This is a genomic window from Nocardia sp. NPDC058666 (assembly GCF_042714895.1).
Classification (GTDB): domain Bacteria; phylum Actinomycetota; class Actinomycetes; order Mycobacteriales; family Mycobacteriaceae; genus Nocardia.
The window spans coordinates 48,271-68,832 of record NZ_JBHXRY010000001.1; the positions used below are offsets into that span (position 1 = coordinate 48,271).

Annotated in this window: 3 protein-coding genes; all 3 read left to right on the forward strand. The window is 69.9% G+C overall.

The window, feature by feature from the left end; translation table 11 throughout:
* The first annotated feature begins 26 nt into the window (after positions 1-26).
* From ACFWVD_RS00265 to ACFWVD_RS00275, 3 genes are read left to right on the forward strand one after another with little or no spacing between them, the layout of a single operon-like run.
* On the forward strand, positions 27-18,176 hold the full coding sequence (locus ACFWVD_RS00265; protein WP_379239713.1) for a non-ribosomal peptide synthase/polyketide synthase: 18,150 nt from the start codon (positions 27-29) through the stop codon (positions 18,174-18,176).
* Positions 18,176-20,290, forward strand: coding sequence for an AMP-binding protein (locus tag ACFWVD_RS00270; protein WP_379239714.1), 2,115 nt, complete (start codon positions 18,176-18,178; stop codon positions 20,288-20,290). Before ACFWVD_RS00265 ends, ACFWVD_RS00270 begins: the two co-directional genes overlap by 1 nt.
* Positions 20,287-20,502 carry an MbtH family protein gene (locus tag ACFWVD_RS00275; protein WP_379239715.1) on the forward strand — a complete coding sequence of 72 codons (216 nt, stop codon included), beginning with the start codon at positions 20,287-20,289 and terminating at the stop codon, positions 20,500-20,502. The genes ACFWVD_RS00270 and ACFWVD_RS00275 overlap by 4 nt, the downstream gene beginning before the upstream one ends.
* Positions 20,503-20,562: the final 60 nt, after the last annotated feature.

Here is a 20,562-nt window from a genome sequence, read left to right on the forward strand (position 1 = left end):
TTCTTTCGCGATACGAGGAGGCTTCGGTGCACGGTACGGAGTTGGGTGGGTTCAGCGCGCGACCACAGGAAATCCAGGCCGCGGGGGCGCCGTTTCCGTTGACCCCCGCCCAGTTGGGTGTGTGGTACGCGCAGCTGCTCGACCCCGACGTCCCGATCACCATCGCCCAGTACGTCGACATCGTCGGCGAGCTGGATGTCGTTGCGCTGCAACAGGTCAGCGCTGTGGCCGCCCGCGCCTACGCGTCGCCGATGGTGCGCATCGGCGAATCCGACGGCGTGCCGCACCAGTACATCGACCACACGATCCCGATCGAAGACGAGCTGCCGCTGATCGACCTGCGGCACCACGACGACCCGGTCGCCGCCGCACAGGACTGGATGCGCGCGGAGTTCGGCGCCCCCATCGACATGCTCACCGACCGCCTGGTGGCGGGCGCGGTGCTGCGCGTGGGGCCCGCCCGCTGGTTCTGGTACCTGCGCGGCCACCACATCGCGCTCGACGGCTACGGCGCGTTCACCATTTCCCAGCGCGTGGCGCACCTCTACACCGCACGGGTGCTGGGCACGTCGGCGGCCGACGTGGTGCCGGGCGCGCTGTCCGAGCTGGTCGAGGGGGAGCACCGGTTCCGTGACAGCACCCGTTTCGTGGGCGATCGCGAGCACTGGGCCCAGCGTGTGGCCGGTCTGGACAGCCCGACCGCGCTCGACGGTCGCACCGCGCCGCGTTCGGCGATCAACCTGGTGACCGGCGGGCGACTGTCCGAGCAGCTGGTGGATCGACTGGAAACCATTGCAGCCAGCGATGATTCGGCGATCTCCGCGGTGCTGCTGGCTGCCTTCGCCGCCTACCTGGGCCGTCTCACCGACCGCCCCGATGCCGTGCTGAGCCTGCCTGTCACGGCCAGGACCACCGCGGTCATGCGCCGGTCGGCAGGCATGCTGTCCAATATCGTGCCGCTGCGCCTGCCCACCGGCGCGGCCGGTTCGGACGCGACCTGGGGTGAGCTGCTGCGGGCGGCGCGGGTGGAGGTGGCGGGGGCGCTGCGTCATCAGCGCTACCGTGCCGAGGACATCCGCCGCGACTCCGAGGACGACGGCCGCCCCGCGCGCCGCGCACTGTTCGGGCCGCTGGCCAACTTCATGCTGTTCCGCACCGACCTGACCCTCGGTACGACCACCGGCCGGTACCGGGTGCTGTCGACCGGTCCGATCGAGGACCTGAGCCTCAATGTCTACTACGGCGATCGCGATCGCGTGCATGTGGATTTCGAGGCCAATCCCAACCTGTACGACGCCGATACGCTGGCTCGACACCATGCCCGTTTCCTGAGTTTCCTCGAGCGGCTTGCCGTGGTCGACCTGGATACCGCGCTGGGCTCGGTCGAGGTGGCTACCGAGCTGGAACTGCAGGTCAGTACCCAGATCTGGAACTCGACTCGGTTCGATGTGGAGACGGCGCTGGCCGAGCGTTCGGTGTCGGTGGCGACGTTGCCCGCGATGTTCGAAGCGCAGGTCGCGCGCACTCCCGACGATGTCGCCGTGCGTATGGCGACGGTGTCGCGAATCGACGCGGCCGGCGATGACGGAGCACGCTCGCGCGACCGGGCACTTTCTGTCGATGACCAGGCGCTTTCTGCCGACGGCCGGGCGCTGTCTGCCGACCAGACGACGCTGACTTATCGCGAGCTGTCTCGACGCGTCAACCAGCTGGCCCGGCGCTTGCGCGCGGACGGTATCGGCCCGGAATCCCTGGTGGCACTGAGCATTCGGCGCTCGCCGGAGCTCGTCGTGGCCATGTACGCGGTGCTCACCGCGGGCGCCGCCTACGTGCCGATCGATCCCGATCACCCGGCCGACCGCATCGCGCACATCCTGAGCACCGCCGCCCCGGCTGTCGTACTCACGACCACCCGCGACGGCGCGCCCGTCGACGACCTGCCGGTGCTGGCTGTGGATAACCTCGACCTGCGCGATTTCGACGACAGCCCGCTCACCGACTCCGACCGCACCGCGCCGCTGCGTCCCGCCCACCCCGCGTACGTGATCTTCACCTCTGGTTCCACCGGCGCGCCCAAGGGCGTGGCGGTCGAACACGCCGCGATCGTGAACCGGCTGGTGTGGATGCAGCACTCCTACCGCCTGCACGGTGTCGACGTGGTGCTGCAGAAGACCCCCATGACCTTCGACGTGTCGGTGTGGGAGTTCTTCTGGCCCTTGCAGATCGGCGCCACACTGCTGCTGGCCGAGCCCGACGGGCACCGCGACCCCGCGTATCTGCGTGCGGTGATCGCCGAATACGGCGTCACCGTCGCACATTTCGTGCCGTCGATGCTGGAAGTCTTTCTCGCCCAACAGGAAATCGCCGAGCGCACCTCGCTGCGCCTGGTCTTCGCCTCGGGTGAGGCACTACCCGCCGCGCTGGCGCAGCGGCTACGGCTGCTGACCGGTGCCCGGCTGCACAACCTGTACGGTCCGACCGAGGCCGCTGTCGATGTCACCTTCCATGAGGTGAACGACGCGGATCGGGTTATGGTGCCGATCGGCGCGCCGGTGTTCAACACCCGGCTCCATGTTCTCGACTCACGGCTGCGGCCGGTTCCGGTCGGGGCTCCGGGTGAGCTGTATCTGTCGGGGGTACAGCTCGCTCGGGGCTACGTGGGTCGCGCGGAACTCACCGCCGGACGTTTCGTCGCCGCGCCCGCTTCCGACATCGACGGTGTCGCGCGGGTGTCAGCCGGTCGCGCACCCGGTGTCACCCCAGTGCCCGGCGAGCGGATGTACCGCACCGGCGACCTGGTCCGCTGGACCACCAACGGTGAACTGGAATACCTGGGCCGCACCGACTTTCAGGTGAAGCTGCGCGGTCTGCGGATCGAGCTCGGCGAGATCGAGGCCGTGCTCGAGGGCGTGGACTCCGTGGCTCGCGTGGTGGTGCTGGTTCGCGACGACGCCGGTGTCGGCGAGCAGCTGGTCGCCTATGTGGTGGAAGCCGAGCCGGGCGCGGTCGCGATCGACGACCTGCGCGAGACCGCCCTGCGCGCGCTGCCCGCCTACATGGTGCCCGCCGCGTTCGTGCTGCTGGACGCGCTGCCGGTGAACGCGTCGGGCAAGCTCGACCGCAAGGCGCTGCCCGCCCCCACCCGCACCGTGGTCACCTACGCTGAGCCCGTCGGCCCGGTGGAACAGACGGTGGCCGCGGTGTTCGGCGAGGTGCTCGGCCTCGAGCGCGTGGGCCGCGACGACGACTTCTTCGCACTGGGCGGCAACAGCCTGGTCGCCACCCAGGTAGCAGCCCGCCTCGGCGCCGACCTCGGTTGCCGACTGGGTGTGCGCGACCTGTTCGGCGCGACCACCGTCGCCCGCCTGGCCGCCGCCATCACCGAACGCGACGGCACCACCGACCGACTACCGGTCCTGGCCGCCCGCCCGCGCCCGGACCTGATCCCGCTTTCGCCTGCGCAGCAACGCATCTGGTTCCTGAACCGTTTCGATCCGTCCGCGCCCGGCTACAACATGCCGTTCGTCATCCGCCTACGCGGCACCGCCGACCTGCCCGCTCTGACCGCCGCCCTGACCGCGGTGGTCGACCGCCACGAGGCGTTGCGCACCGTGTTCCCCGCGGTCGATGTCCCCGGCGGCGAGGTCGCCCAACAGGTCATCGGCGCCCCCGGCTCGGTCCGCATCGGCGACCCGACACACGTCCGCGCCGCCGCCCTCGACACCGAACTGACCCGTTTCGCCCACGCCGGTTTCGACCTCGAGCGGGAAGCGCCGTTCCGTGCACAGATCTTCGTCGTAGACGCCGACACGGCTGGGGATAACTCGCGACCTGGTGTCAGCGAGTCCGTCGATAGTCGTGACGCGGCGGGGGAATACGTGCTCGCAGTCGTCCTGCATCACATTGCGGCAGACGGTGTTTCGCTACAGGTCCTGGTTCGCGATGTACTCACCGCCTACCGCGCAGCCACCGATAACAGCGAACCCGACTGGGCCCCGCTGAGCGTGCACTACGCCGACTACGCCCTATGGCAGCGCGAACTGCTCGGCACCGAAACCGACCCCCAGTCCCTGGCCTCACGCGAAATCGCCTTCTGGGCAAAGACTCTCGCGAACCTGCCCGACCAGCTCGAACTCCCCTCAGCACGCCAGCGCCCGATCGAACCCACCATGTCCGGCGCCCGCACCACCTTCACCATCGACGCCGACCTGCACCGCCAACTCGCCGACCTCGCCCAGCAGGCGGGCGCCTCCCTGTTCATGGTTGTGCACACCGCGCTGGCCGTGCTGCTGGCGCGCCTGTCCGGCACCACCGATATCGCCATCGGCACCGGCGTCGCGGGTCGCGGCGACCGTGCCATCGACGACCTGATCGGCATGTTCGTCAACACCCTGGTCCTGCGCACCGAGGTCGACCCGGCCGCGAGCTTCACCGCCGCCCTCGAGCACACCCGCGAAACCGACCTGGCCGCTTTCGCCCACGCCACCGTCCCCTTCGACCGCCTGGTCGACGTCGTCAACCCGGCCCGCTCACAGTCGCGGCACCCGCTGTTCCAGGTGGCGCTGAACTTCCAGACACTGCTGGACACCACCTTCGAACTGGCCGGCTCCTCGGTCACCGTCGCGGAGATCGAACTCGACATCACCAAGTTCGACCTGCAGCTCACCCTCGCCGAACGGCGCAGTGCCACCGGCGAACCCGCCGGCATCGAAGCGGTCACCCTCTACGCCACCGACCTGTTCGACGAAGCCGAGATGCACACCCTCGGTGAGCGTTTCGTGCGCCTGCTGGCCGCCGCCGTCACCACCCCCGACACCGCGGTCGGCGACCTGCCACTGCTGTCGGCGACCGAGAACGCCCACCTCACCGCCATGCGCGGGGCACCGGTCACCGCCACCGGTCTGCTGCCCGACCTGCTGGCCGCCGCTGTCGCCGCCGACCCGAACCACGAGGCCGTCACCGACGGCGACCGCACCCTGACCTACCGCGAACTCGACCGTGCGTCGTCGCGTCTGGCCAGGGTCCTGATCGACAGCGGCGTCGGCCCCGACGACGTGATCGCGATCGGCATCCCGCGCTCGATCGAGTCCGTGCTCGCGGTGTGGGCCGTGGCGAAGTCCGGCGCCGCCTGGCTGCCGGTCGACCCCAGCTACCCCGTCGACCGCATCACCCACATGATCACCGATTCCGGTGCGCGACTTGGCCTTACGGTGTCGGACACCGAGCTACCCGACCAGATCGACTGGCTGGCACTGGACGACCTCAAGCTGATGGCCGAATGTGCTTGGCGTTCCAGCGATCCCGTCGCCAACCGCGATCGCGTCCACCCCCTGCGCACCCACCACCTCGCCTACGTCATCTACACGTCGGGCTCCACCGGTCTGCCCAAGGGTGTGCTGGTCACCCAGGCCGGCATCGCCGGTTTCGCGGCCGAGGAAACCGCCCGCATGTTCGGCACCGCCGACGCCCGCGTGCTGCAGGTCGGGTCGCCGTCGTTCGACATCTCGGTGATGGAGCTCCTGCTCGCGATCAACTCCGCCGCGACCCTGGTGATCGCCGTGCCCGGCCGCCACGTGGGTGCCGAACTGGCGCAACTGCTTTCGGAACAGCGCGTCACGCACGCCCTGATGACCCCGTCCGCCCTGGCCGTGCTGGACCCGACCCGACTCGACGACCTGCGTATGGTGATGGTCGGCGGCGAGGCCTGCCCGCCCGACCTGATCGCCCGCTGGACCACCGGCCCGATCCCGCGCGCCTTCGTCAACGCCTACGGCCCCTCCGAGACCACGGTCGCCACCAACATCAGCGCCCCCCTGGCCGCGGACTCCCCGCTGACCCTCGGCACGCCCCTGCGCGGCATCACCGAATGGGTTCTCGACACCCGCCTGCAGCCGGTCCCGGTCGGCGTCGCAGGTGAGCTGTATGTAGCGGGCGCCCAGGTTGCCCGCGGCTACCGCGACCGCGCGGCCCTGACCGCAGCCCGCTTCGTCGCCTGCCCGTGGGCCCCGTCGGTGCGCATGTACCGCACCGGCGACCTGGTCCGCTGGACCCCCGAAGGCACCCTGGACTACCTCGGCCGCAACGACGACCAGGTCAAACTGCGCGGCTTCCGCATCGAACTCGGCGAAATCGAAACCGCCCTGCTCGCCCAACCGTCGATCCGCCAGGCAGTGGTCCTGGTCCGCACCGACGCCCACCGAGGCGACCAACTCGTCGCCTACGTCGTCTCCGATGCCGCACCGGCACCCGCTTCGCCCGCCCCAGATGCTGTGTCCGGCGACGCCGTCTCCGCCGACGGTGTGGCCGACCGCGTGGCAGTCGACAGTGTGTCGGCCGATGGCGTGGCAGCCGATCGTGGGTCCACTGATCGCGTGGACGCCGCCGCAGCTGCGCCAGCGGTCGACGTCGACGTCATCGCGAAAATCCTGCGCAACACCCTGGCCTCGCACATGGTCCCCTCCGCCTTCGTCGTCCTCGACGCACTCCCACTCACCCCCAACGGCAAGCTCGACCGTAAAGCCCTCCCGGAGCCGGTCTTCGCCGCCCGCTCCTTCCGCACCCCCGCCGCAGGCGCCGAGTCCGTCGTGGCCCAGGTGTTCGGTGAGGTGCTCGGCATCGAGCAGGTCGGTGCCGACGACGACTTCTTCGCCCTCGGCGGCAACTCCCTGGTCGCCACCCAGGTGGTGTCGCGGCTGGGTGCCGCCCTGGATCGCACGGTCTCGCTGAAGGCCCTGTTCGAAGCGCCGACCGTGCAAGCCCTCGCCGCGCAACTCGGCTCCGGCGAAGCGATCGCCCCCCGCCTCCCGCTGGTGGCAGCCCAACGCCCACAACAGATTCCGTTGTCGTACGCCCAGCAGCGCATGTGGTTCCTGAACCAGTTCGACGCCGAATCGGTGGCCGACAACATCGCCGCCGCCATCCGCCTGACCGGCACCATCGACTACACCGCCATGAACGCCGCCGTGGCTGCGGTCTTCGCCCGGCACGAGGCCCTGCGCACCCGCTACCCCGCCGTCGACGGCATCCCGTTCCAGCAGATCATGCCCGCCGACCAGCTCACCATCACCCTCGAGCCGCACGCGATCGCCCCGGCGGACCTCGCCGCTCGCATCCGCGCGATGGCCGCGGTCCCGTTCGCCGTCGACACCGAACCCCCGGTCCGCCTGCACCTGCTGCACACCGCCGCCGACGAACACGTCCTGGTCCTGGTCCTGCACCACATCGCCGCCGACGGCTGGTCCGTGGCCCCGCTGACCCGCGACGTCATGGTCGCCTACGCCGCCCACCTGGCCGGCACCGATCCCCAGTGGACCCCGCTGTCGGTGCAGTACGCCGACTTCGCGGTGTGGCAGCGTGCCGCGCTGGGCGCCGAGGATGACCCGGATTCGGCCATGGCGAAGCAGATCGACTTCTGGACAACAGAGCTCGCCGACCTGCCCGACCTGCTGGCCCTGCCCACCGACCGCCCCCGCCCCGCGATCGCCTCGGGTAGTGGTGCGCGCCAAGCCTTTACGATTCCCGCCGCGACCACCGATCGACTACGCAGCATCGCGGCCGACGCCAACGCTTCGCTGTTCATGACGCTGCACACCGCGTTTGCCGCCACTCTCGCGAAACTGTCGGGCCAGCAAGACATCTCGATCGGTACCCCCGTCGCCGCCCGTGGCGACCAGGCCCTCGACGACCTGGTCGGCATGTTCGTCAACACCCTCGTGCTGCGCACCGAGGTCGCCCCCGACGCCACCTTCACCCAACTGCTGCGCACCGTCCGCGACGCCGACCTGCGCGCCCTGGCCAACACCGACGTCACCTTCGACCGTCTCGTCGAGGTCCTCAACCCCGAGCGCTCCACCGCACGCCACCCGCTGTTCCAGGTGATGCTGGACTTCCAGAACAACTCCCAGACCGAACTCGAACTCGCAGGCCTGACCGCGTCGGAGATCGAGATCGACACCCGCACAGCCAAATTCGACCTGCAGCTGACCCTGCGCGAGACCACCGACGGCCTGCTCGCCCGCTTCGAGTACGCGACCGACCTGTTCGACGCGCAGACCATCACAGATTTCAGCACCCGCTTCCTGCGGATGCTGGACACGGTGACCGCCGATCCCAGCGTCGTGATCGGCGACATCGACCTGCTCGACCCCGCGGAGCGCACCCAACTGCTGCACACGTGGAACGCCACCGCGTACCCGGTGCCCGCGCACCTGACCCTGGACTCGCTGTTCACCGCCCAGGCGCAACGCACCCCCGACGCCACCGCGGTGACCTTCGAGGGCGAATCGCTGACCTACGCCGAGTTCGCCGCCGAGGTGAATCAGCTTGCCCGCCTGCTGATCTCGATCGGCGTGCGCCCCGACCGCACCGTCGCGCTCGGAATGCGCCGTTCGACCGACCTGCTCGTGGCCATGTACGCGGTGATCGCCGCCGGTGGCGCCTACGTGCCGCTGGACCCCGAGCACCCGGCCGAGCGCATCGCCCAGGTGATCGCCGCCGCAGACCCGGTCTGCGTACTGACCCGCAGCAGCGACGCCATCGACCTGTCCGCCGCCGAACACGTCGCGATCCTGGACCTGGAACAGCTCGACACCACCGACTACCCGTCGGAGCCGATCACCGACGCCGACCGCCTGGCCACCCTCACCCCCGGCAACGCCGCCTACCTGATCTTCACCTCGGGTTCCACCGGCAAGCCCAAGGGCGTGGTCGTGTCGCACGCCGCGATCGTCAACCGCCTGGTGTGGATGCAGGACGCCTACCGCCTCACCCCGTCCGACACCGTCCTGCAGAAGACCCCTGCCACCTTCGACGTGTCGGTCTGGGAGTTCTTCTGGCCCTTGCAGATCGGCGCCCGCCTGGTCCTGGCCGCCCCCGACGGCCACCGCGACCCCGCCTACCTGACGCGCCTCATCGACACCGAGCAGATCACCGTCGCTCACTTCGTCCCGTCGATGCTGTCGGTGTTCGTCGCGGCCCTGGACGACACCGTCTCGACCCGCACCTGCGCCTCGTTGCGCCTGGTCTTCGCCTCGGGTGAGGCCCTGCCGCCCGCGCCCGCGCACCGGCTGCGTCAGCTCACCGGCACAGCTGTGCACAACCTCTACGGCCCCACCGAAGCCGCGGTCGACGTCACCTTCCACGAGGTCGTCGACGCCGACACCGTCACCGTGCCGATCGGCGCCCCGGTGCACAACACGCAGGTCTACGTCCTCGACGCCCGCCTGCGCCCGGTCCCCGTCGGCGTCCCCGGCGAGCTGTACCTGGCAGGCGCCCAGCTGGCCCGTGGTTACGCGGGCCGCGCCGACCTCACCGCCGACCGTTTCGTCGCCAACCCCTTCGCCGGGTCTGATGGCGGCGCAGCCGAGGGCCACGCAGGCGAGCGCATGTACCGCACCGGCGACCTGGTCACCTGGACTGCGAGCGGCGAGCTGGAGTACTTGGGCCGCACCGACTTCCAGGTGAAACTGCGCGGCCTGCGCATCGAACTCGGCGAGATCGAAGCCGCCCTGGCCGGCCTGTCGCAGGTCAGCCAGGCCGCGGTGATGGTCCGCGACGACACCCTCGTCGCGTATCTCGTTGCCGCACAACAGGTCGACGTGGCCGCGGTGAAGAACACCCTCACCCTGACCCTGCCCACCTACATGGTCCCCGCGGCCTTCGTCGCCCTCGACGAGTTCCCGCTCAACGCCTCCGGCAAGCTCGACCGCAAGGCCCTGCCCGCCCCGCTGTTCGAGGTCGCGGCCTTCCGCGCCCCGGTCACCGAGGTGCAACGCACGGTGGCCCAGATTTTCGCCACGGTCCTGCGCTTCCCGGCCGACCGCGAAGTCGGCCTCGACGACGACTTCTTCGCCCTGGGCGGCAACTCCCTCAACGCCACCCAGGTCGCCGCCCGCCTGGGCGCCGCCCTGGACACCCACATCCCGGTTCGCCTGCTGTTCGACGCCCCGACCGTGCACGAACTGGCCGCCCGCTGCACCACCCTGCGCGGCACCGGCGGCCGCCTGGAACTCACCACTCGTGAACGCCCCCAGCGTATTCCGCTGTCGGCGGCCCAGCGTCGCATGTGGTTCCTCAACCGCTACCTCGCCGACGTGGACGGCATCGGCGACGCCGTCGACAACATCCCCGTCGCCCTGCGCCTGACCGGCGACCTCGACATCGCCGCCCTGGAAGCCGCACTGGCCGACGTGGTCGCCAGGCACGAAACCCTGCGCACCAGCTACCCCGACGGCCCCGAAGGCGCCCAGCAGCTCATCGCCGACACGGGCGATCTGACACTGCGGACCGAACAGATCGCCGAGGAAGAACTGCCCGCACGCCTGTTGGCCTGCGCCGCAATCCGTTTCGACCTCACCACCGAAATCCCGCTGCGCGCAGCACTGTTCGCGATCGACGGCGACCACGTGCTCGTGCTGGTCGTACACCACATCGCCGCCGACGGCTTCTCGCTGGGCCCACTGGCCGCCGACCTCATGGCCGCCTACGCCGCCCGCCGCCGCGGCAACGACCCCACCTGGACGCCACTGCCGATCCAGTACGCCGACTACGCCCTATGGCAAGACGAAATCCTGGGCGAGGCAACAGATCCCACATCCCTGGCTCATGAGCAACTGTCCTTCTGGCGGCGCGGCCTCGCAGGCCTGCCCGAACAGCTCGAACTGCCCACCGCGCACCCCCGCCCCGCGCAGTCCTCCTACCGCGGCGCGGTCCACCGCTTCCAGATCGACTCCGACCTGCACAGCGAACTGCGCGAACTTGCCCGCAAACACGAAGCCACCCTGTTCAGCACCGTGCACGCTGCCCTCGCGGTCCTGCTGGCCCGACTGTCGGGCGGCAGCGACATCGCCATCGGCACCCCCGTCGCAGGCCGCGGTGAAGCAGCCCTGGACGGCCTGATCGGCATGTTCGTCAACACCCTGGTCCTGCGCACCCAAATCGACCCGCGCGCCGAATTCGAGACCACCCTCGACGCCGTCCGTGCCGGTGACCTCGACGCCATGTCGCACGCCGACATCCCGTTCGAGCAGGTCGTGGACGCCATCGACCCGGCCCGCGCCCGCAACCGCCACCCGCTGTTCCAGGTGGCCCTGGTCCTGCAGAACTTCACCGTCCCCACCCTCGAGGCCGCGGGCCTGCGCGTGGAATCCGTCGATTTCGACGCCCCCGTGGCGAAGTTCGACCTGCAGTTCACCATCGGCGAAGCCGAGGACATCGACGGCCGCGCGAACGGCATCGCGATCGAAATCGCTTACGCCACCGACCTGTTCGACGAAGCGGGCGTGGCGGTACTGGCCCGCCGCTTCACCCAGGTACTGGCCGCCGTGGTCGCCGACCCGACCGTCGTGGTCGGTGACATCCAACTGCTGTCCGCCGAAGAACAGCAGCGCACCCTGCACGAATGGTCCTGCACCGGCGCCTCGGTGGCCGCGGCCGACACCCTGGTCGACCGGTTCCACCGTGCCGCCGCCCTGAACCCCGACGCCGTCGCCGTGAAGGCAGGCGAGCGCACCCTGACCTACGCCGAACTCGACGCCTGGTCCAACCGCCTCGCCCGCCGCCTCGTCGGCGCGGGCGTCGGCCCGGAATCCCTGGTCGCCGTAGCACTTCCGCGTTCGGTCGAACTGCCCGTCGCACTGCTGGCCGTGCTCAAGGCGGGCGGCGGCTACCTGCCGATCGACCCGAACTACCCCGCGGACCGCATCGAATACGTCCTCGACGACGCCCGCCCGCACTGCGCCATCACCAACGACGACACCGGCCTGGCCCACGACTGGTTCGGCGGTCCCGTCATCGACCCCGCCGCCCAGAACCTGGCCGATTTCGCACCCGAACCCCTCACCGACGCCGACCGGCGCACCCCGCTGGCCCCCGCCCACACCGCGTACGTCATCTACACGTCCGGCTCGACCGGCCGCCCCAAGGGCGTGATGGTCCCGCACGCGAATCTCATTGCGCTGCTGGACAACACCGCGCACCAGTTCGAGTTCGGTCCGTCGGACGTATGGACGATGTTCCACTCCTACGCCTTCGACTTCTCGGTCTGGGAACTGTGGGGCGCGCTGCTGCACGGCGGTTCGGTGGTGTTGGTCGACTACTTCACCTCCCGTTCCCCCGAACAGTTCCGCGAGCTGCTGCTGACCGAGCGCGTAACCGTGCTCAACCAGACCCCGTCCGCGTTCTACCAGCTCATCGCCGCCGACCTGGCCACCACCCCGGCCGATTACGCGCTGCGCACGGTGATCTTCGGCGGCGAGGCACTGGAACCCCAGCGCCTGGCCGGCTGGTTCGCCCGCTACCCGGACGCGCCGCGCCTGGTGAACATGTACGGCATCACCGAGACCACCGTGCACGTGTCGTACCGTGAGATCACCGCGAACACCGGTTCCGCCAGCGTGATCGGCGGTGCCATCGCGGGACTGACTGTGCGCGTGCTGGATTCGCGACTGCGTCCCGTCCCGGTCGGCGTGCCCGGCGAAATCTATGTCTCCGGACCGCAATTGGCGCGCGGCTACCTCGGTCGCCCCGACCTGACCGCGAGCCGGTTCGTGGCCGACCCCTACGGTCCGCCCGGATCCGTCGCGTACCGCTCGGGCGACCTCGCCCGCTGGACCGTGGCCGCTGACCAGGCGTCCGTGGACCTGGAATACCTCGGCCGCGCCGACCAGCAGGTCAACCTGCGTGGTTTCCGCATCGAACTCGGCGAGATCGAAGCAGCCCTGCTGCACAGCTCGGCCGCACCGCAGCAGGTCGCGGTCCTGGTCCGCACCGACCTCGTCGACGAACCACGCATCGTCGCCTACCTGGTCGCGGGCCCGAACTCGCCGCGCATCGACCTCGCCGCGCTGCGTCAGGAACTCGCGCACACACTGCCCGAACACATGCTCCCCGCCGCCGTGGTGCCCGTGGACCGCATCCCCCTCACGGTCAACGGCAAACTCGACCGCGCGGCCCTGCCCGCCCCCGTGTTCGAAACCACCGCCTACCGCAAGCCCGGCACGGTGACCGAGCAGATCATCGCCGCGGTCTACACCGAGGTCCTGGGCCGCACCGACGACCAGCCGATCGGCGCCGACGACGACTTCTTCACCCTCGGCGGCAGCTCCCTGCTGGCCGCCAAGGCCGCCGCCCGCATCGGCGCCGCACTGGACCGCCGCATCGGCGTGCGCACCCTGTTCGAAGCATCCCGCGTGACCGACCTGGCCGCCGCCATCGACGCCGAAACCCGCGTCGACCGCCCCGCCCTGGTCGGCCGAGCGCGCCCCGCCCTGCTCCCGCTGTCCCCGGCCCAGCAGCGCATGTGGTTCCTCAACCGCTTCGACCGCACCTCGGTGGCCTACAACATCCCGTTCGCCCTGCGCCTGACCGGCGCCCTCGACGTCGACGCGTTGCGCGCGGCACTGGCCGACGTAGTCGCCCGCCACGAATCCCTGCGCACGATCTACCCGGAGGTCGATGGCGCTCCCGTGCAGTCGATCATCACCGCCGCCGAGGCGATGCCCGCACTGGCTCCGCGCCCGAGCGGTGCCGTGGCAGCGCCCGGTCCGGCTGCCGACTCCGTACTCGGGCCTGTCGCGGTGACCGAAACCGCACTGCCCGAAGCGATTCGGGCCCTGGCCGAAACCACCTTCGACGTCACCACCGAGATCCCGGTGCGGATGCGCCTGTTCCAGGTGACCGACACCGATTTCGTCCTGGCCGCCGTCCTGCACCACATCGCCGCCGACGGCTCCTCCATCGCCCCGTTCGTCGCCGACCTGATGCGCGCCTACACCGCCCGCCTGCACGACACCGCCCCCGGCTGGGCCCCGCCCGCCGTCCAGTTCGCCGACTACGCGCTGTGGCAGCGCGACCTTCTCGGCAACGAGGAAGACGCGGATTCTGTTGCTGCCCAACAGGTCACATACTGGAAGGACCAGCTAGCCGGCCTCCCGGACCAGCTGTCCCTACCCACCGATCACCCCCGCCCGGCCCGCCAGACCTTCCGCGGCGACAAGGTGACCTTCACCCTCGACGCCGACCTACACGCCGCGCTCTCAGCACTGGGCCGCCGCAACGGCGCCACCCTGTTCATGGTCGTCCACGCGGCCTTCGCGGCCCTGCTGGCCCGCCTGTCCGGCACCGCCGACATCGCCGTCGGCACCCCGAACGCGGGCCGCGGCGAAGCCGAACTCGACGAGGTCATCGGCATGTTCGTCAACACGCTGGTCCTGCGCACCCCCGTCGCGGCCGACGCCACCTTCACCGACCTGCTCACCACCGCCCGCACCGCCGACATCGCCGCGTTCTCCCACGCCGACGTCCCGTTCGAACGCCTGGTAGAAGTCCTCAACCCCGCCCGCTCCACCGCACGACACCCGCTGTTCCAGGTCGGCTACTCCTTCCAGAACCACGATCGCCGCGAGCTGGAACTCCCCGGCCTGACCGTGTCGAGCATCGAATTCGATTCCGGCGTAGCACAGTTCGACCTGCACCTGTTCGCCCTGGACAACTACACCCCCGACGGGGCACCGGCAGGCATCGACCTGGCACTGGGCTACGCCACCGACCTCTTCGACGCCGACACCGTCGAACGCTTCGCCACCCAGCTGCGTCGAGTCCTCGAATCGGCCACTGCCGCACCCGAAACCGTCATCGGCGACCTCGACCTGCTCGGGTCCGACCGCACCCTGCTGCTGGAGACCTGGAACAACACCACCCATCCGGTCGAGTCGACCACTCTTGCGGAACTCGGTGCACGCCAAGCGATCCGCACTCCTGATGCGGTCGCGCTGGTAGACGCGATCACCGGCGAATCCCTGGACTACGCCACCTTCGACGCCCAGGTCAACCGGGTCGCCCGACTCCTGATCGCCGAGGGCGTCGGCCCCGAGCGCACGGTCGTACTGGCCATGCGGCGCGGCATCGACCTCGTCATCGCCATGCACGCGGTAGTGCGAGCCGGCGGCGCGTACGTCCCGATCGACCCCGACCACCCCGTCGACCGCATCGCCTACATCGTGGCCACCGCCGCCCCACTGTGCGTGCTCACGACCGCCGCCGACGGCCTGCCGATCGCTGTGGACGTCCCGGTGTTCGAACTGGATCACCGCGCACTGCAAGAGCTTTCGAACGACCAGGTCACCGATGCCGAGCGGATCACCCCGCTTCGCCCCGAGCACCCCGCGTACATCATCTTCACCTCCGGCTCCACCGGCCGGCCCAAGGGTGTCACGGTCCCGCACGCCGCGATCGTCAACCAGCTCGCCTGGCTGCACGACCGCTTCACCATGACCACCACCGACCGCGTCCTGCTGAAGACCCCCGCCACCTTCGACCTGTCGGTCTGGGAATTCTGGTCCCCGCTGACCTCCGGCGGCGCCCTGATCGTCACCCGCCCCGGCGACGAACGGGACCCGGACCGGTTGCGCGCCACCATGACCGAGCACGGCGTGACCGTCCTGCACGCGGTCCCGTCACTGGTCGCCATGCTGCTGGAAACCGGCCTACCCGAGTCGCTGCGCGCGGTCCTGGCCATCGGCGAAGCACTGCACGCCGCCACCGCCACCCAGTTCCGCGCCGGCGGCACCACCGCCGCCCTGCACAACCTCTACGGCCCGACCGAGGCCGCGGTCTCGATCACCGAATACGAAGTCGTCGACGACCCGAAGCACGTGGTCCCGATCGGCACCCCCGCCTGGAACAGTGCCCTCTACGTCCTCGACGCCCGCCTGCACCCGGTCCCGATCGGCGTCGCCGGCGAGCTCTACCTCGCGGGCGACCAGCTGGCCCGCGGCTACCAGGGCCGCCAGTCCCTGACCGCCGACCGCTTCGTCGCGAACCCCTTCACCGATAGCCACGGCGCCCGGATGTACCGCACCGGCGACATCGTGCGCAGGCAAGCCGACGGCACCCTCGAATACCTCGAACGCGCCGACTTCCAGGTCAAGATCGGCGGCTTCCGCATCGAACTCGGCGAGGTCGAAACAGCCCTGCTGCGCTGCACCGACGTCCGCGCCGCCGTCGCCGTCGCCAAGACCGACGACCGCGCGGGCACCCGCCTGATCGCCTACGCGGCAGTCACCAACCCTGACGACGACGCGGTCGCGGCCCGGTTGCGCACCGAACTCGCCGCGCAGCTGCCCGCCTACATGATTCCGGCCGCGCTGATCGTGCTCGACGCACTGCCCCTCAACGCCAACGGCAAGGTAGACCGGTCCAAGCTGCCCGAACCCGAGTTCACCGAGGCGGCCTTCCGCGCCCCCGTCACCGAGATCGAACAGCTCGTCGCCCACACCTTCACCGAGGTCATCGGCTGCCCCACCGCGGGCCTGGACGACGACTTCTTCGCCCTGGGCGGCAACTCCCTCATGGCCACCCGCCTGGCCGCCCGCCTCGGCGCCGCACTGGGCACCCAGGTCCCGGTGGCCGCGGTCTTCGACGCCCCCACCGTCGCCGCGCTGTCCGCCCACCTGGCCACCGCCGACCGCACCACCGCGCGCCCCCAGCTGGCCCAACGCACCGGCGAAGGCCCCGCCGTGCTGTCACCCGCCCAGCAACGCATGTGGGTGCTGCACCAGCTGTCCCCGCAGTCCGCGGCGTACCACATCCCGGCCGCCATCCGCCTCACCGGCGACCTGGACCTGCCCGCCCTGCAGGCGGCCATCGCCGACCTGCTGGCCCGCCACGACACCCTGCGCACCCGCTACCCCGACACCGCAGCGGGCCCGATCCAACAGGTGATGCCCGCCTGGTCCGCCGCGGTGGACCTGACCCCCATCCCGGTCGCACCCGCCGACGTCGAAACCCGCATCGCGGCCCTGGTCGCCCAACCCTTCGACATCACCGCCGCACCCCCGGTCCGCGTCGCCCTCTACACCCTGGGTGCCGACGATCACGTCCTGGTCGTCGTGGTGCACCACATCAGCGCCGACGGCTACTCGGTCGACCCGCTGACCCGAGACCTGGTGCGCGCCTACGTCGATCGCAGCCAAGGCCGCGAACCCGGTTGGGCCCCACTGGAAATCCAGTACGGCGACTTCAGTGCCTGGCAGCGCGACCTGCTCGGCTCCGAAACAGACCCCTCCAGCGTGATCTCCGAACAGCTCACCTACTGGACCCGAGAACTTGCAGGCGCACCCGAACTGCTGTCCCTGCCCACCGACCGACCGCGCGCTCTCCGCCGTGAAATGCACGGCGCCACCGTCGAATTCGAGATCGACAGCAAGCTGACTCGAACTCTGGACGAGGTGGCCCGCACCAACGGCACCACCCTGTTCACCCTGGTCCACAGCGCCCTGGCGGTTCTGCTGGCCAAGCAATCCGGCAGCGCCGACATCACCATCGGCGCCCCGGTATCTGGCCGCGGCGCGCGCGAACTCGACGACCTCGTCGGCATGTTCGTCAACACCGTCGCCCTGCGCACCGAGGTCGACTCCCGCGCCCCGTTCACCGACCTGCTAGCCCAGGCCAAACGTCGCGACCTGGCCGCCCTGTCGCACGCCGATGTCCCCTTCGAACAGGTCGTGGACGCCCTCGGCCGCACCCGCACCGGCGCCTACACCCCCCTGTTCCAGGTGATGCTCACCTTCCAGAACATGCCACCGGGCGGCATCGACCTACCGGGTCTCCGCGTGCAAACCCTGGACCCCGGCCTGACCGAGGCCAAGTTCGACCTGCACCTCACCGCCCTGCAGCGGTACACCGAAGACGGCACCCTCGACGGTCTCGATATCCACTTCGGCTACGCCACAGACCTTTTCGACGAATCGACCGTGAGTGCGCTGGCCGAACGGTTCCGCAAGATCCTCACCGCCGTAGCCGTCGATCCCACCGTGGCGGTGCGCGCCATCGACATGCGCACCGACGCCGAACAGACCCCCACCACCTACACCATCGCGGACCTGCCGAAGCTGGTCGGCTCCGCGGCAGCACTCGCGCCGGCGACCGTGGCATTCACCCACGGCGAGCACGCCATCACCTACGCCGCACTGCACGCCAAACTCACCGCGGTGAGCAGGGCGATGGGCGCGAAAATGAAACCTGAAGCACTGGTCAACGTCGCGTTGGCAGGTCTGGTCCCCGGGGTGCTCGCCGCACTGGGCGCCTCCGGCCTCACTTCCACTCTGCAAACACTGGTGACCGACGCCGCCGCGGTACTCGCGGCCGCGTCGGCTGACGACTCGGAAGGAAAACTCTGATGTCGCACACAGATTCGGTGACCCCCGCCGCCACCCTGGCCGCGCTGCTGCGTGACCTGGCAGGCGACCGACCCCGCGACCCGGCGACCCTGCTCGCCGCGTTCGCCACCACCGCCGACCGCGAACCCGACGCTCCCGCCGTGCGCGACGGCGAAATCGCGCTCAGCTACGGCGAATTGGCGCAACGGGTCGACGTGTTGGCCGCCGCGCTGGTCGAACACGGCGTCGGTCCCGAGACCACCGTCGCGGTAGTGCTGCCGCGTTCGGCGGAGCTCGTGGTCGCCGCGCACGCGATTCTCGTCGCCGGTGGCGCGTTCGTCCTTCTCGACCCGGAAACAACCGCTGACCTGCAACGTCGCACGCTGGAACTGGCCGCGCCCGCGCTCATCCTCACCCGCGCGGGCACCCCGCACCCCGCCGGTTTCCCGGTGCTGTACACCGACGCCACCTGCGACCTACCCCCCGAAGAACTACCGGGGCCGGGTGCGGACAACCCGGCCTACCTGGTGGTCGATACCGACAACTCGACGGCAGTCATCATCGGACACCGTGCGGCACAAGCAAATTCGACCTGGCGGCAGCGACTGTGCGGCATCGGCGAAGGCGACTCCGTGCTCTGGCACGCACCGCTGACCGGCCAGGCCGCGGTGGGGGAGATGCTGCTCGCTCTCCAGACCGGCGCCACCCTGGTGGTCTCGCCCACGGCAGTGCTGGCGGACGCGATCGTCGAAACAAGCGTCACAGCAGCATGTTTCGATCACGCCGAGCTGGCCGAACTCGCAGCTATGCCCGACGCCGAACAACGCCTCGAATCGCTGCGCATCGTGCTCGGCTCCGGCGGTTCGCAACTGGCCGAAACCGCTGCCGCCCTGCGCGCGGTGAGCGGCGCGACCCTGTGGCACGTCTACGGGCGCCCCGAAACCGCGGGCGAGTTCGTCGCCCACGAGGTGACCGGCGCCGACCTCGAGATGGTCCCGTTCGGATCGGCCGCCGACGACGTCGAACTGCTCATCCTCGACGAACACCTGCGACCCGTCGCCGACGGCGAAATCGGCGAACTCTACGTCTCCGGAGTGCAATTGGCGCGCGGCTACGTCGGTCGACAGGCCACCGCAGCCACCTTCCTCGCCAACCCTGACGGCCCGGTCGACGACCGCATGTTCGCCACCGGCGACCTGGTGCGCCGCCGCCCGCCCGGCGACTCCTGGACCCCCGAGATCGAATTCGTCGGCCGCGTCGAAGACGGTCCCTACTTCGCCCCCCGCGGCGGACTGCCCGGTGAACTGGTCCTCGACGAGTTCGAAGCCCAAGCTGCCGCAACCCCTTTCGACCCGGCCGTCGTCCACGCGCGCAGCGACGGCCCGACCTCGATCATCACCTACGGTGACCTCGACCGGCGCACCAACCAACTCGCCAGACACCTCGTAGCACTGGGCATCGGACCCGAATCCCCAGTGCTGGTGAACATTCCGTGCTCGGTCGATCTCGTGATCGCGATCTACGCGGTGCTCAAGGCGGGCGGCGCGGTCGTGCCGACCGACACCGGGACCAGCCTGCTGCCACCGATCGTCGACCCCGCACTGTTGTTGACTGTCGCGGACCGCGAACACGTTGCGGTGTACGACATTCCGTCGGTGCTGATCGACAAGGTCGCCCTGTCGACCTACTCCGACGACCCGATCACCCCCACCGAACGCCGAACGCTGACCCACCACCCGGCCTTCGTGCTGTTTCCTCCCGGCGCCACCCACAGCGTCACCATCAGCCACGCCGCCGCCGTGCACCGCGTCACCGCCGTGCAGGCCCGCCACCACCTCACCACCGGCGACATCCACCTGCACCAATCCCACCCCGGCGACCCCACCGCCTGGCACGGCTATCTGCTACCCCTGCGCGTGGGCGCCACCGTGATCCTGTCCGAACCACCGGACCCCACCCGATTAGCCGACCTGATCACCGCCTACGGCATCACCACCGCCGACTTCACCCCCCACTTCGCCCCCGCGAACCCCGACCGCCTCTACCGCACCACCGAGCTGGCGCTCACCGAAATCACCGGCACCACAACAGCATTGACCCACCTAGCCGCCGCGACCAGAAAGGCCACCCCATGACCAACCCGTTCGACGACGACAACGCCCAGTTCTACGTCCTGATCAACACCGAAGGCGAACACTCCCTCTGGCCCACCTTCGCCGCGGTCCCCGGCGGCTGGACAGTAACCTTCGGCGCCGCCCCCCGAACCTCCTGCCTCCACTACGTAGAAGCCCACTGGCTCGACATGCGCCCCAACTCCCTCATAGCCGCCATGTCCAACAAACCCTGACCGCGCTATCGGGCGAACTCGACGTGTGGCACGTTGTGGCACCAAGTGGCACACCTGCTT